This is a genomic window from Pseudomonas entomophila, assembly GCF_029478665.1.
Lineage (GTDB): Bacteria > Pseudomonadota > Gammaproteobacteria > Pseudomonadales > Pseudomonadaceae > Aquipseudomonas > Aquipseudomonas entomophila_F.
In genome coordinates this window covers 14,350-27,589 of the sequence record NZ_JARPQB010000032.1, presented here as the reverse complement: position 1 = coordinate 27,589, position 13,240 = coordinate 14,350, and the positions used below count along the sequence as shown (strand labels likewise).

Annotated in this window: 11 protein-coding genes; 3 read left to right on the top strand and 8 right to left on the bottom strand. The window is 64.8% G+C overall.

What is annotated here, in order from left to right; translation table 11 throughout:
• Window positions 1-44 precede the first annotated feature (44 nt).
• Together mapR and ccoG are read right to left on the bottom strand one after the other, a co-directional pair.
• Window positions 45-1,454, bottom strand: coding sequence for a GntR family transcriptional regulator MpaR (gene mapR / locus P5705_RS17030; protein WP_277462031.1), 1,410 nt, complete (start codon window positions 1,452-1,454; stop codon window positions 45-47).
• Window positions 1,455-1,504: 50 nt separating this feature from the next.
• On the bottom strand, window positions 1,505-2,914 hold the full coding sequence (gene ccoG / locus P5705_RS17025; RefSeq protein ID WP_277462030.1) for a cytochrome c oxidase accessory protein CcoG: 1,410 nt from the start codon (window positions 2,912-2,914) through the stop codon (window positions 1,505-1,507).
• Between the two features lie 363 nt (window positions 2,915-3,277).
• Here ccoG and P5705_RS17020 point away from each other — a divergent pair, with 363 nt between their 5' ends.
• Window positions 3,278-3,808 carry an MgtC/SapB family protein gene (locus tag P5705_RS17020; protein ID WP_277462028.1) on the top strand — a complete coding sequence of 177 codons (531 nt, stop codon included), beginning with the start codon at window positions 3,278-3,280 and terminating at the stop codon, window positions 3,806-3,808.
• A gap of 535 nt (window positions 3,809-4,343) precedes the next feature.
• Here P5705_RS17020 and P5705_RS17015 read toward each other — a convergent pair.
• On the bottom strand, window positions 4,344-5,243 hold the full coding sequence (locus tag P5705_RS17015; RefSeq protein ID WP_277462026.1) for a hydroxymethylglutaryl-CoA lyase: 900 nt from the start codon (window positions 5,241-5,243) through the stop codon (window positions 4,344-4,346).
• 20 nt (window positions 5,244-5,263) lie between these two features.
• Window positions 5,264-5,665 carry a MerR family transcriptional regulator gene (locus tag P5705_RS17010; protein WP_011534144.1) on the bottom strand — a complete coding sequence of 134 codons (402 nt, stop codon included), beginning with the start codon at window positions 5,663-5,665 and terminating at the stop codon, window positions 5,264-5,266.
• Between the two features lie 216 nt (window positions 5,666-5,881).
• Here P5705_RS17010 and P5705_RS17005 point away from each other — a divergent pair, with 216 nt between their 5' ends.
• Complete coding sequence (locus P5705_RS17005) at window positions 5,882-6,574, top strand: alpha/beta hydrolase (protein ID WP_277462024.1); 693 nt, start codon at window positions 5,882-5,884, stop codon at window positions 6,572-6,574.
• On the opposite strand, the gene P5705_RS17000 is transcribed toward P5705_RS17005, so the two are convergent.
• Window positions 6,571-6,849, bottom strand: coding sequence for a hypothetical protein (locus tag P5705_RS17000; protein WP_277462023.1), 279 nt, complete (start codon window positions 6,847-6,849; stop codon window positions 6,571-6,573). The two genes, P5705_RS17005 and P5705_RS17000, sit on opposite strands and share 4 nt — an antisense overlap.
• Before the next feature lie 225 nt (window positions 6,850-7,074).
• Here P5705_RS17000 and P5705_RS16995 point away from each other — a divergent pair, with 225 nt between their 5' ends.
• Window positions 7,075-7,878, top strand: coding sequence for a substrate-binding periplasmic protein (locus P5705_RS16995; protein WP_277462022.1), 804 nt, complete (start codon window positions 7,075-7,077; stop codon window positions 7,876-7,878).
• Window positions 7,879-8,151: 273 nt separating this feature from the next.
• Here the strand turns inward: P5705_RS16995 and mobA are convergent, their stop codons facing one another.
• The 3 genes from mobA to P5705_RS16980 form a co-directional block, all read right to left on the bottom strand.
• Entirely contained in the window at window positions 8,152-8,727 is a 576-nt protein-coding gene (mobA, locus tag P5705_RS16990; RefSeq protein WP_277462021.1) for a molybdenum cofactor guanylyltransferase MobA, read from the bottom strand.
• 61 nt (window positions 8,728-8,788) lie between these two features.
• Window positions 8,789-11,911 (bottom strand): efflux RND transporter permease subunit, encoded by a 3,123-nt coding sequence (locus P5705_RS16985; protein WP_277462020.1) that lies wholly within the window; start codon window positions 11,909-11,911, stop codon window positions 8,789-8,791.
• A gap of 11 nt (window positions 11,912-11,922) precedes the next feature.
• Window positions 11,923-13,098 carry an efflux RND transporter periplasmic adaptor subunit gene (locus tag P5705_RS16980; RefSeq protein WP_277462019.1) on the bottom strand — a complete coding sequence of 392 codons (1,176 nt, stop codon included), beginning with the start codon at window positions 13,096-13,098 and terminating at the stop codon, window positions 11,923-11,925.
• Window positions 13,099-13,240: the final 142 nt, after the last annotated feature.

Below are 13,240 nucleotides of genomic sequence, written 5' to 3'. Positions count from 1 at the left end.
GCAGGAGGGCGAGGCCCCACTGTAGCCTGACCGCACGTCGGCGGCTAGAACGAACGCACGATCCGCCCGAGGGTTTCCATGGCCTGTTCGGGGCCATCGCCCCAGGGGCTGCCGTAGTTCAGGCGGATGCAATTGCCGAAGCGCCGGGTCGGCGAGAAGATCGGCCCCGGCGCGATGCTGATGCCCTGGGCCAGGGCCATGTGGAACAGCTTCAGTGCATCCATCTGCTCGGGCAGTTCAAGCCACAGGAAGTAACCGCCGGAAGGTTGGCTGACGCGGGTCTGCGCCGGGAAGTGGCGGGCGATGGCGGCGAGCATGTTGGCCTGCTGGCCTTCCAGCGCATAACGCAGCTTGCGCAGGTGACGGTCATAGCCGCCATGTTGCAGGTAGTCGGCGATGGCGGCCTGGGCCGGCATCGAGGCACAGAGCGAGGTCATCAGCTTGAGCCGTTCGATCTTCTGCGCGAAGCGGCCGGCGGCGACCCAGCCGATGCGGTAGCCCGGGGCCAGGCTCTTGGCGAACGAGCCGCAGTGCATCACCAGCCCTTCGGTATCGAAGGCCTTGGCCGGCTTCGGTGCCTGCTGCGAGTAGTACAGCTCGGCGTAGACATCGTCTTCGATCAGCGGCACCTGATGGCGGCGCAGCAGCTCGACCAGTTGCTGCTTCTTCGCCTCCGGCATGCTGGCGCCGACCGGGTTCTGGAAATTGGTCATGCACCACACGGCCTTGACCGGATGTTTTTCCAGGGTTTGGGCGAGCACGCCAAGGTCCATGCCTTCGCGCGGGTGCACGGGGATCTCCACGGCCTTGAGCTTGAGGCGTTCGAGCACCTGCAGGCAGGCATAGAAGGCCGGTGCTTCGATCGCCACCAGGTCGCCGGGCTGGGTCACCGCCTGCAGGCACAGGTTCAGCGCCTCCAGCGCACCGTTGGTGATCAGCAGCTCTTCCATCGGCAGCATCAGCCCGCCGACCATGTAGCGCAGGGCGATCTGCCGGCGCAGTTGCGGGTTGCCCGGCGACAGGTCGGTGACCACCATGCGCGGGTCCATGGCCCGGCTGGCGCTGGCCAGCGAGCGTGCCAGGCGTTGCAGGGGAAACAGCGCGGGGCTGGGGAACGCCGAGCCGAACGGCACGGTGTGCGGATCCTTGATCGAGTCGAGGATGGAGAACACCAGGCCGCTGACATCGACATCGGTGGATTCGCTGGCCGGCGCCTGTGCCTGGGGTTCGCTGAACGGGCGTGGGGCGTGGGCATTGACGAAGTAGCCTGAGCGCGGCCGGGCGCGGATCAGGCCGCGGCGCTCCAGCAGGTAGTAGGCCTGGAACACCGTGGACGGGCTGACGCCGTGGGTCTGGCTGGCATAACGTACCGAGGGCACGCGCTGGCCGGGGCCGAGCACCCCGGAGCGGATCAGTTCGGCAATGTCGTCGGCGAATCGTTCGTAGCGTTTCATTGTAATGATCTGTCGCAACCTGCAGGCAAGGTGAGGGGCAGTGTAAGGGATCAGCGGTTCATCGGCGCCACGAAGCGGCTCGTGGCAACGCTGCGCACGCCGGGCTGGTCGCTGTCCTGGATCTCGAAGGCCAGCTCCTGGGAGCTGCTGGCCGGGCGATCGGCCAGCATCGCCACCGACACTGGCAGTTCGCTCATTTCGCCAGGCGCGATAGTGAATTCGGTGCGCCCGTGCAACTCGAAGCCGTCGGCATCCACCAGGCGCAGGCGATAATGCTGGGTTTCCGGGGTCTTGTTGATGATCTTGAGCAGGTAGATGTTCTCGATCTGGCCCAGGGCGTTCTCGCGGAACAGGCCACGGTCCTTGATCACATCCATCGACACCATCGGACGCATTTGCAGGGCCACCACCAGCGCGCCGATCATCACCACCAGTGCGGTCGCGTAGCCCAGCAGGCGAGGGCGCAGCCAGTGGGTCTTGCCACCCTGCAGGTTGTGTTCGGACTTGTAGCCGACCAGGCCACGGGCATAGCCCATCTTGTCCATCACCCCGTCGCAGGCATCGATGCAGGCGGCGCAGCCGATGCAGGCCATCTGCAGGCCGTCGCGGATGTCGATGCCGGTGGGGCAGACCTGCACGCACAAGGTGCAGTCGATGCAATCGCCCAGCCCCTGGCTGCGCGGGTCGCTGCCTTTCTTGCGTGGGCCGCGGGATTCGCCGCGGCTGGGGTCGTAGGCCACCGCCAGGGTGTCCTTGTCGAACATCACGCTCTGGAAGCGGGCATAGGGGCACATGTGCATGCACACCGCTTCGCGCATCCAGCCGGCGTTGATGTAGGTGGCGCCGGTGAAGAACAGCACCCAGAACAGTGCCACGCCACTCAGCTCAAGGGTGAACAGTTCCTGTGCCAGCGGGCGGATCGGGGTGAAGTAGCCAACGAAGGTCAGCCCGGTCGCCACGCCGATCGCCAGCCACAACCCATGCTTGAGGGTTCGCCGGGCCAGCTTGTTCAGGCCCCAGGGCGCCGCGGCCAGCTTGATGCGTTGGTTGCGGTCGCCCTCGGCGACTTTCTCGCACCACATGAACAGCCAGGTCCAGGTGCTCTGTGGGCAGCTATAGCCGCACCACACCCGGCCGGCGAATACGGTGATGGCGAACAGGCCGAATGCACAGATGATCAGCAGCGCCGAGAGCAGGATGAAGTCCTGGGGCCAGAACGTGGCGCCGAAGATATGGAACTTGCTATCGGCCAAGTCCCAGAGCACGGCCTGGCGACCATTCCATTGCAACCACGCGGTGCCGAAGAACAGGGCGAACAACAGACCCGCGAAGGCGACCCGCAGGGTGCGGTAGAAGCCGGTGAAGCTACGGGTGTGAATGCTGCCGTCCGCTTGGCTTTTGCTCTTGTTGGCGGCGGCAGGGGCAATCTCGATGACTCGGAAGGGGATTCTATCGCTCATGGTTCATCGCTCATCAGGCCTCGATCAGGCCTGGGCACTATGGCGCCCGATCTGTTTGCAGCACAGACTCAGGTAGGTAGATAAAAACCATATCAGATGCCTGGCATCCAGCGTCAACCCCTCGAACTACGCAACCTTGAGGGTTTACCAGCAGGTACCTGCGGCTATCTACCGCACCTGCGCCGGTCACCGGATGGATTGCGCTGCACTCCGGCAATACGCAGGGGTCTACAGCAACATGAACGCTCCTTGTAGGAGCCGGCCTTGCCGGCGAACACCGGCATGGCCGGTGCCAGACCGCGTTGTCTGCTTCGCCGGTTCCAACAGGGGGCTTCGCCAGTAGCAAAAATGGGAGGTGTGACCATGCAGACCTGGGAGGCAATCTGGACCACTGTGCAAGCCGAGTTCGCCGATGTTGCCGATGAACGCGAAGTGACACAGGTGCTGCTGCGCCTGCTTATGGCAGCGTTGCTGGGTGCGGTGCTGGGTTTCGAGCGTGAAAGCAAGGGCAAGGCGGCCGGGGTGCGCACGCACATGCTGGTATGCATGGGCGCGGCGCTGTTCGTGCTCGCCCCCGGCATGGCCGGCGCGGACCAACAGGCGTTGAGCCGGATCATCCAGGGCATTGTCGCCGGTATCGGCTTCCTGGGGGCTGGCACCATTCTCAAGGGGCATGGTCGGGACACCAGCCATGTAAAAGGTCTGACCACCGCCGCAGGGCTCTGGATGACGGCCGCCATCGGTACAGCCGCAGGCCTGGGACGAGAGGTCACGGCATTGATCAGCACGGTGCTGGCGCTGCTGGTGCTGTGCAGCATGCCGGTGCTGGTGGACAAGGTGGAGGGTGGGAAAGAGGAGAGCAAACACGAGGACGAGGAGGGCAGGAAGCACTGAGGGGAGCCGAAGCTCCCCTCAAAGCGTTGTTGCCTGCTCTTTTATTATTATTGGAGACGGGCCTGTTGTTGTTTTTGTCAGCCGTTGTCTCGGTACCGCAGGGCCCCTAACCGGGGCCAAGAGCAAACGTATTTTTTTGAGCGCTGACCTGCGTTCATCCAACGTGATCCAACCGTGACTGCCGCTACCTTGCAGGTAGTTTTATTGTTCTGTGTCAGGTTGCGGGGAGAGCCCCTGAAAAGCACGTCGACTCCAAAAAAATCTGCTTGCTACGCCTCTGCCGTGTTGTTCTTGTTATGTCAGAGCCGTTCTCTATTGTTCTTATTGGTTGTCGCGTTTTTTGTTCTTGTTATGCCATAGACAAAGCAGATGGCGTGCCAACTTTTTAAAATCCTTTAAAATCAACAGCTTGCTGAAAATGCCGAGAATCCATCAGGGTGAAATTCTGTCGAATTGTTTCCCTGTTACCCGATTTTTCCCTGGGCGCCCCGTGGGCGGTAACACTCCACCCACAGATGCGTGACATTCGTGTGACTCAGCGCGCCCCACGCGCCCGCGCCACCCGCGATCCCGTGGCCCGGCCGAGCACTTCGCTGATCCGCAATCCCGCGGCGATCAGGCGGTCGAGGTCGATGCCGGTGTCGATACCCAAGCCGTGCATCAGGTACACCACATCCTCGGTCGCAACGTTACCGGTGGCGCCCTTGGCGTAGGGGCAGCCGCCCAGGCCGGCCACCGAGCTGTCGAACACTGCGATGCCTTCGAGCAGGCCGGCGTAGACGTTGGCCAGGGCCTGGCCGTAGGTATCGTGGAAATGCCCGGCCAGTTGCCCGCGGGGCACCTGGGCCGCGACCACCTCGAACAGGCGGCGGGTATCGCCGGCGGTACCGGTGCCGATGGTGTCGCCGAGCGACACCTCGTAGCAGCCCATGTCGTGCAGGGCGCGGGCCACCGGGGCGACCTGCTCGGCCTTGATCGCCCCCTCGTAAGGGCAGCCGAGCACGCAGGATACATAGCCGCGGACCCGGACACCGTGGCTGCGTGCAGCCTCCATGATCGGCTCGAAGCGCTTGAGGCTGTCACTGATCGAACAGTTGATATTGCGTTGGGAGAATGCCTCGGAGGCCGCGGCGAACACCGCCACTTCCTTCACGCCAGCTGCCAAGGCATCCTCGAAACCGCGCAGGTTGGGCGCCAGCGCCGCGTAGGTAACGCCTGGACGTTGTTCGATACCGGCGAACACCTCGGCGGAACCGGCCATCTGCGGTACCCATTTGGGCGAAACGAAGCTGCCCACTTCTATATAGCCGAGCCCCGCATCGGTAAGGTCGTCCACCAGTCGCACCTTGTCGGCGACGCTGATGGGCTGGGCTTCGTTCTGCAGGCCGTCGCGCGGGCCGACTTCGACCAGGCGGACTTTTTCTGGCAATGACATGGCGGGGTTCCTGTGGCGGGTCAACGGTTGGGGTGCTGCTGGTTCAGGGTGGCGGCCAGGGCTTGCTCGCAGCGCTCCTGGGCGGTGTCCAGCTCCAGGTGCATCTGCTGGATGTCGAGCATCTGCTGCTCCAGTTGGGCGCGACGTTCGGCAATCTTGGCGAGCATGCTGTTGAGCTGCTTGAGGTTGCCGCCGGTAGGGTCGTACAGGCCGATCAGCTCACGGCACTCGGCCAGCGAGAAACCGATGCGCTTGCCGCGCAGGATCAGCTTGAGGGTGACTTTGTCGCGGGCCGAGTAGATGCGCTCCAGGCCTCGGCGCTCGGGGCTGAGCAAGCCCTGCTCCTCGTAGAAGCGAATGGCGCGGGTGGTGATGTCCAGTTCGCGGGAGAGGTCGGAAATGCTGTAGGTCTGGCTGGTCATGCTGGGGCTCGGCGGGTGGAATGGGGATAACCTAAAGCCAGGTTTACGTATACGTCAAGCTCGGGATCGAGGCGCACGAATCCAGTGGCTTTGGGAATGAGCGCGGGCGGCGGCCAATGGCTTTGATCTATCGCCATTGCACCACTCACCTATGCTGTTTCGACGGGTGTGACGCACCCACTTTCCAGCCATGCCACCCTACGAGGGAATGCCTTCATGAGCACCAAACCTACCGTTGTCCTGGTTCACGGTTTCTGGGGCGGAGCCGCCCATTGGGGGCGGGTGATCGTCGAGTTGGATCGCAAGGGCCACAGCGGCCTGCGCGCCGTGGAAATGCCACTGACGTCCTTGGCCGACGATGTCGAACGCACCCGCAAGGTAGTCGCGCAGATCGAGGGGCCGGTGGTGCTGGTAGGGCACTCCTATGGTGGCGCGGTCATCACCGAGGCGGGCAATGCGGTCAATGTGAAGGGGCTTGTCTACATTGCCGCGTTCGCGCCGGACGCGGGCGAAAGCCCTGGAGCTATCACACAGGAGCATCTGCCAGCCGCAGCAGCAAACCTGGCGCCGGACAGCGATGGTTATCTATGGCTCAAGGCCGACAAGTTCCACGAGAGCTTCTGCCAGGATCTGCCGAAGGATGATGGACTGGTCATGGGGGTAACACAGAAGGCGCCGCTGGCCAGCACCTTTGGCGACACCATCAGCAACCCAGCGTGGAAGCACAAGCCGTCCTGGTACCAGATCTCCAGCGCCGACCACATGATCCACCCGGACAACCAACGCAAGATGGCTGATCGACTGAAGGCGAAGAAGGTTATCACGCTGGATGCCAGCCATGCCTCCCTCGCGTCAAGGGCGGGTGATGTGGCGAACCTGATCGACGAGGCGGTGAAGGCGCTGAGCTAGCGCTTGCACTGGGCGAGCACCACCTGGCAGGTGCCAGGTGTGCCGCCGGAGCGGCTGGCGTAGCGCATGCAACTGTCCATGGACTTCTTGCGTGCCATGGCCAGGGTGTTGCCGAAGGCCAGGCCACCTTCACCATTGCTGGGGATGGCCTTGGCATAGCAGTTGGAGCCGGCGTTGACGGTTGCGTAACGGGCTTTGCTGGAGCAGCCCGCGGCAATGGCCAAGCCCAGGGCGAGGGTGCAGAGCAATAGCCAGGAGGCAGGTCTGTCGGTCATGTCAAAGCCCTTGCTGGACAGGCCTTGAGCCTGTGTGAAATCGGCCTGTTCAGCTTAGCCGTTTCACCCAGTCGGCGCAGCGTGACGATGTACCGCAGCACAGAGGCTCAAGTGGGGAGTGGCTAGTGGCCATTTGTCGTGCAGAATATGCCATTTGTGCCCTGAAGGGCAGCGGACCCCGTCCACTCACTTCCAGCAAATGTCAAATGAGCCGAGGGTCGCAAAATGAGCGGACGTAATGTGGGCCGGTCACTGTGCCTGGTCCTGGCGCTGACGGCCATGGGCGCGCAGGCGGCAGACGACTGCCGGCACCTGAAGGCGACGGGCAACCCCGAGTATCCTCCTTATCTCTGGCGAGATCCGCATAATCCGGGACAATTGATTGGTGCCAACGCCGACCTGCTCAAGCACCTGGCCGAAGAACTGGGGCTGGTGGTCGATGTGGTGTATGCCGGCCCCTGGTCGCGGGCCCAGGAAGAAGTGCGCACCGGGCGCATCGACATGCTGGCCGGGTATTTCCTGACCCGGGCGCGTCAGCAGGTCATGGATTTCATCAAGCCGGCATTCCTCGACACACCCAGCGTGGTCTGGGTGCGCCAGGGCGATGGCTTCGCCTATTCGGGCTGGGCGGACTTGAAAGGGCGTAGCGGAGGCACGTTGGTCAACAACAGCTACGGCCAGCAGTTCGACGACTACGCCCGGGCCAACCTCAACCTCGAGGCGGTGCCCAGCGCGGCGCAGGCGTTCCAGAAGCTGCTGCTCAAGCGCAACGACTATGTGATCTACGAGCGTTACCCCGGCATGGCGCTGGCCGAGACCTTGGCCATGGAAAAGCGCCTGGAAGTACTGGACCCACCGGTTTCCAGCGAGGGCCTTTACCTGGCGCTGTCGCGCAATGTGCCCTGCAACCAGCCGGCCCTGCGCAAGCAAATGGCGGAAAAGATGCAGGAGATCGTTGCCAGCCCGTTGCCCGAGCAGTGGCTGGCGCAGAACCTGGCGTTGTGGAAGCAACAGCAGCACCAGGAGTGAGCCTCGGTAGAAGGTCGGGAAAGATCACCGGGGCGGCCAAGTGCCAGGCGAGCGTCATGCAGCGGTGTTGAAATCGAGCGCCGCCCGTGCGGCGCATCGCGGATGAATCCGCTCCTACAGGTTTGTTCCTGGCCAGTCATGCCCGGAAGGGTACCGGTGACCGCCTTGATGGTAATACTCGGTTAATCGTCTTGCGCTGCTGACGCCCCGCCACGCTGCAACCGATGAGCCGGCAAGCCGGCGCCTAAAGGTTCGCGTCGACCACAGCGGTGATCACTGCAAAAGCTCCGGGCTGTTGAAGTTGCTCAGCCGTTGGTCATTGTCCATGCATTCCAGCGCCTGTACGGGTACCGCCCCCAGCAAGGCTTTCTGCAGGCTGCGTTCACCCGTCGCCCACGCTTGCTCCAGCATCGGCAGCACCCGGCGCGGCAGCACGCTGAACATCGGTTGCCAGTATCCCCCCTGGCGCACCATGGCCGCGCTGCCATGCTCGACAGCCAACCTCAACAAATCCTCGATCAGCGCCTGGTCAATCAGCGGCGCATCGCACGCCAGCATCACCACCCATTCATGCCGCGCCGCCTTCAGCCCGGCGATCACCCCGGCCAGCGGCCCGGGGAAGTCCGCCTCGGCATCCGACACCAACTGGTCTGCGTAGAGGGCGTAACGGTCCTGGTTGCGGTTGCAGGAAATCACCACATCGTCGGAGAACTCGCGCACCACGTGTTGCACATGGGCCACCAGCGGTTCGCCGTGCCAGGGCACCAGGCCCTTGTCGCGGCCGCCCATGCGCTGGCCACGGCCACCGGCGAGGATGAGGATGGAGCAGGGGGGAAGGGCAATGGGCATGAAAAAGGGTTCCGGGCAGTCGATGCCGGGAACCCTCTCATTCAACGGGGCGCCTGTCCAGTCAGGCTTCGCGAGTGGTGGCCAGACCGTCTTTAACGGGCTTGCGCCCAGCCAACCGCATCACCACCACGAAGAACACCGGCACGAACACCACGGCAAACGTGGCGCTGAGCATGCCGCCGATCACCCCGGTGCCGATTGCCTGCTGGCTGGCCGAGCTGGCGCCGCTGGCGATGGCCAGGGGGACCACGCCGAGGATGAACGCCAGCGAGGTCATGACGATGGGGCGCAGGCGCAGGCGCGCGGCCTGGATCGCCGCGTCCACGGCATCGTGGCCCTGGTCCACCAGGTCCTTGGCGAACTCGATGATCAGGATGGCGTTCTTCGCCGACAAACCGATCAGGGTGATCAGCCCGACCTTGAAGAACACGTCGTTGGGCAGGCCGCGAAGGGTCACCGCCAGCACCGCGCCTAAAACGCCCAGCGGTACCACCAGCAACACCGCGGTGGGGATCGACCAGCTCTCGTACAGCGCGGCCAGGCACAGGAATACCACCAGCAGCGACAAGGCCATCAGCAGCGGCGCCTGGCTGCCGGACAGGCGCTCCTGCAACGACAGGCCGGTCCACTCCAGGCCTGCGCCGGCCGGCAGCTGCGCCACCAGGCGTTCGATCTCGGCCATCGCCTCGCCCGAGCTATGGCCCGCCGCCGGTTCGCCGGAGATGGACACCGCCGGGTAGCCGTTGTAGCGGGTCAACTGCACCGGGCCGCTGCGCCAGTGGGCGCTGACGAAGGCACCGAGCGGGACCATCTTGCCGCTGCTGTTGCGCACATGGATCTTCAGCAGGTCCTCGACCTGGCTGCGCTGGTCGCCCTCGGCCTGCACCACCACCCGCTGCATGCGGCCCTGGTTGGGGAAGTCGTTGACGTAGTTGGAGCCCACCGCGGTGTCGAGCACCGCGCCGATGTCGGCGAACGACACCCCCAGCGCATTGGCCTGGCGACGGTCGACCTCCAGTTCCACCTGCGGGCTCTCCGCCAGCGAGGCTTCGCGCACGTTGACCAGCACCTTGCTCTTTCCCGCCTGTTCCAGCAGTTGGTCACGGGCGGCCATCAGCGCCGTGTGGCCCATGCCGCCACGGTCTTGCAGGCGGAACTCGAAACCGGTCGACTCGCCCAGGCCGTCCACCGGCGGTGGCAGCACCGCATAGGCGATGGCGTCCTTCAACTGGGTGAAAGCCAGCGTGGCCCGGTCGGCGATGGCCTGGGCGCTGTCGTCGCTACCACGTTCGGACCAGTCCTTGAGCGTGGTGAAGGCCAGTGCCGCGTTCTGCCCGCTGCCGGAGAAGCTGAAGCCGAGGATCAGTGTGGTGTTGGCCACGCCCGGCTCCTCTGTGTTGTGCGCTTCGATCTGCTGCGCCACCTCGATGGTCCGTGCCTGGCTGGCGCCTGGCGGCAGCTGGATGTCGGTGATGGTGTAGCCCTGGTCCTCGGTGGGCAGGAAGGCGGTGGGCAGCTGGCTGAAGCCGTAGCCCAGCACCGCCACCAAGGCGGCATAGACCAACAGGTAACGACCGCTGCGGGCCAGCGCGTGGGTCACCCAGCGCTCATAGCCGTTGCTCATGCCCTCGAAGCGGCGGTTGAACCAGCCGAAGAAGTCCTTGCGCTCATGGTGTTCGCCTTTCTCCAGTGGCTTTAGCAGGGTGGCGCACAGGGCAGGGGTGAGGCTCAGGGCGAGGAACGCCGAGAACAGGATCGACACCGCCATCGACACCGAGAACTGCTGGTAGATCACCCCCACCGAGCCCTGCATGAAGGCCATCGGCAGGAACACCGCCACCAGCACCAGGGTGATCCCGACGATGGCGCCGCTGATCTGGCCCATGGCCTTGCGCGTGGCCTCCTTCGGCGGCAGGCCTTCCTCGGCCATGATCCGCTCGACGTTCTCCACCACGACGATGGCGTCGTCCACCAGGATGCCGATGGCCAGCACCATGCCGAACAGGGTCAGCACGTTGATCGAGAAGCCCAGCGCGTTCATCACCGCGAAGGTGCCCATCAGCGCCACCGGCACCACCAGGGTCGGGATCAGGGTGTAGCGCAGGTTCTGCAGGAACAGGAACATCACCGCGAACACCAGCACCATGGCCTCGACCAGGGTACTGATCACCTGCTTGATCGACACTTTGACGAACGGCGAGGTGTCGTAGGGGATGTCGTACTTCACGCCGGCCGGGAAGTAGCGCGCCAGCTCGTCGAGCTTCTGCTTGACCAGGCTCGCGGTCTCCATGGCGTTGGCGCCGGGCGACAGCTTGACGCTGAAGGCGCTGGTGGCCTTGCCGTTGAGGCGGGTGCCGTACTGGTATTCCTGGGCGCCGATCTCGACCCGGGCGACATCGCCGACGGTGACCGTCGAGCCGTCGGCGTTGGCGCGCAACACGATCGCGGCGAACTCTTCAGGGGTGCTCAGCTGGCCCTTGACCACCACGTTGGCGGTGATTTCCTGGGTTGGCCGGCTGGGCAGGTCGCCGATGCTGCCGGGGGCGACCTGGGCGTTCTGCGCGGCGATGGCCTCGGCCACGTCATTGGGGGTGAGCTTGAAACCGACCAGTTTCGCCGGGTCGATCCAGATGCGCATGGCCCGTTCCGAACCATACAGCTGCGCCTTGCCGACGCCCTTGATACGGCGGATCTCGTTCATCACGTTACGGGCGAGGATGTCCGACAGGGCGATCTCGTCGAGGCTGCCGTCCTCGGCGGTGAGGGTGGCCAGCAGCAGGAAGCCGGTGGACACCTTCTCCACTTGCAAGCCCTGTTGCGTCACCGGGCGCGGCAGGCGCGACTCGATCACCTTCAGGCGGTTCTGCACGTCCACCTGGGCCATGTCCGGGTTGGTGCCAGGCTGGAAGCTGGCAGTGATGGTGGCGTTGCCCAGGCTGCTCTGCGATTCGAAGTAGAGCAGGTTATCGGCACCGTTGAGCTCCTGCTCGATGATGCTGACCACGCTCTCGTCCATGGTCGCCGCCGAGGCGCCCGGGTACACGGCGTAGATTTCCACCTGTGGCGGCGCCACGTCGGGGTACTGGGCCACCGGCAGTTGCGGGATGGCCAGGGCGCCGACCAGGAGGATGAACAAGGCGACCACCCAGGCGAACACCGGGCGGTCGATGAAGAACTGCGGCATGGATCAGGCCCTCATTGGCCGTTGTGTTGGGCGACGGCGGTGGCGCCCGGTTGCTCGTCGACCTGCACCTGGTCGCCGGCCTTGACGTGTTGCAGGCCCTCGACCACCACGCGGTCGCCCGGGGCCAGGCCTTCGCTGACGATCCAGCGGTCGCCCTGGGCACTGCCGAGGGTGACCGGGCGCTCGCTGACGCGGTCCTGCTGATCGACCACCAGCACCTTGGGCACGCCGGCGCTGTCGCGCAGGATGGCCCGCTGCGGCACGCTGATGCCCTGGGGTTGCACGGCCTGCTCCAGGCGCACGCGCACGTAGCTGCCGGGCAGCAGGTCGAGGTCGGGGTTGGGGAACTCGCTGCGCAGGGTGATCTGGTTGGTGCTCGGGTCGACGCTGATGTCGGAGAACAGCAGTTTGCCCGGCAGTGGGTAGGCGCTGCCGTCGTCCTGCACCAGGGTGGCCTTGACCTGGTCCTGGCCGACCTGTTGCAGCTCGCCGGCACGCAAGGCGCGGCGCAGGGCGTTGAGCTCGCGGGTCGACTGGCTGACGTCGGCGTGGATCGGGTTCAACTGCTGGATAGTGGCCAGCGGCGTGGTCTCGTTCTGACCAACCAGCGCGCCCTCGGTGACCAGGGCGCGACCAATGCGCCCGGAAATCGGTGCGGTGACGGTGGCATAGCCGAGGTTCAGACGCGCGCGTTCCAGGGCTGCCTTGGACTCGGCGACCGCGGCGTCGGCCTGGAGGAAGGCGGCGCGGGCATTGTCGTATTCCTGGCGGCTGACCGCCTTGTCGTCGACCAGTTCGCGGTAGCGCTGTTCCTGCAGGCGCGCCTGGTACACGGTTGCCTCGGCCTTGGCCAACGTTGCCCGGGCGCTGTCGAAGTCGGCCTTGAACGGCGCCGGGTCGATCAGGAACAGCACATCGCCCTGCTTGACGTCGCTGCCTTCGCGGTACACCCGCTTGAGCACCACGCCGGCCACCCGGGCGCGGACTTCGGCGGTGCGTGGCGCGAGGATGCGGCCGCTGAGCTCGGTGCTGATGGCCAGCGGCTGGACGGCGAGGGTTTCGACCCGGACCTGGGGGGCGGGGGCCTGTTCTTCCTGGTCGGCGGCGTCATTGCAGCCGGCCAGGGAAAGGGTCATCAGCGCCAGCAACGCCAAGGGGCGCAGGCGCAGGGAGCGTGGAGTGGACATACAGATCTTCCGGAATTGATCGAGCGTATGTTAAGGCAGCCGTTCGCGTGGCCGCTGTTAAGCTGTGTAGGCGGTATGTGAAAAAGTGTGAAGCGTTGGCGGTGCCTGGCGCAGGATTCTATATCCTGCCTGACTTCAATCT

Coding starts and splice junctions, on each gene's coding strand:
- mapR (WP_277462031.1), bottom strand. CDS start 1,454: ATGAAACGCTACGAACGATTCGCCGACGACATTGCCGAACTGATCCGC.
- ccoG (WP_277462030.1), bottom strand. CDS start 2,914: ATGAGCGATAGAATCCCCTTCCGAGTCATCGAGATTGCCCCTGCCGCC.
- P5705_RS17020 (WP_277462028.1), top strand. CDS start 3,278: ATGCAGACCTGGGAGGCAATCTGGACCACTGTGCAAGCCGAGTTCGCC.
- P5705_RS17015 (WP_277462026.1), bottom strand. CDS start 5,243: ATGTCATTGCCAGAAAAAGTCCGCCTGGTCGAAGTCGGCCCGCGCGAC.
- P5705_RS17010 (WP_011534144.1), bottom strand. CDS start 5,665: ATGACCAGCCAGACCTACAGCATTTCCGACCTCTCCCGCGAACTGGAC.
- P5705_RS17005 (WP_277462024.1), top strand. CDS start 5,882: ATGAGCACCAAACCTACCGTTGTCCTGGTTCACGGTTTCTGGGGCGGA.
- P5705_RS17000 (WP_277462023.1), bottom strand. CDS start 6,849: ATGACCGACAGACCTGCCTCCTGGCTATTGCTCTGCACCCTCGCCCTG.
- P5705_RS16995 (WP_277462022.1), top strand. CDS start 7,075: ATGAGCGGACGTAATGTGGGCCGGTCACTGTGCCTGGTCCTGGCGCTG.
- mobA (WP_277462021.1), bottom strand. CDS start 8,727: ATGCCCATTGCCCTTCCCCCCTGCTCCATCCTCATCCTCGCCGGTGGC.
- P5705_RS16985 (WP_277462020.1), bottom strand. CDS start 11,911: ATGCCGCAGTTCTTCATCGACCGCCCGGTGTTCGCCTGGGTGGTCGCC.
- P5705_RS16980 (WP_277462019.1), bottom strand. CDS start 13,098: ATGTCCACTCCACGCTCCCTGCGCCTGCGCCCCTTGGCGTTGCTGGCG.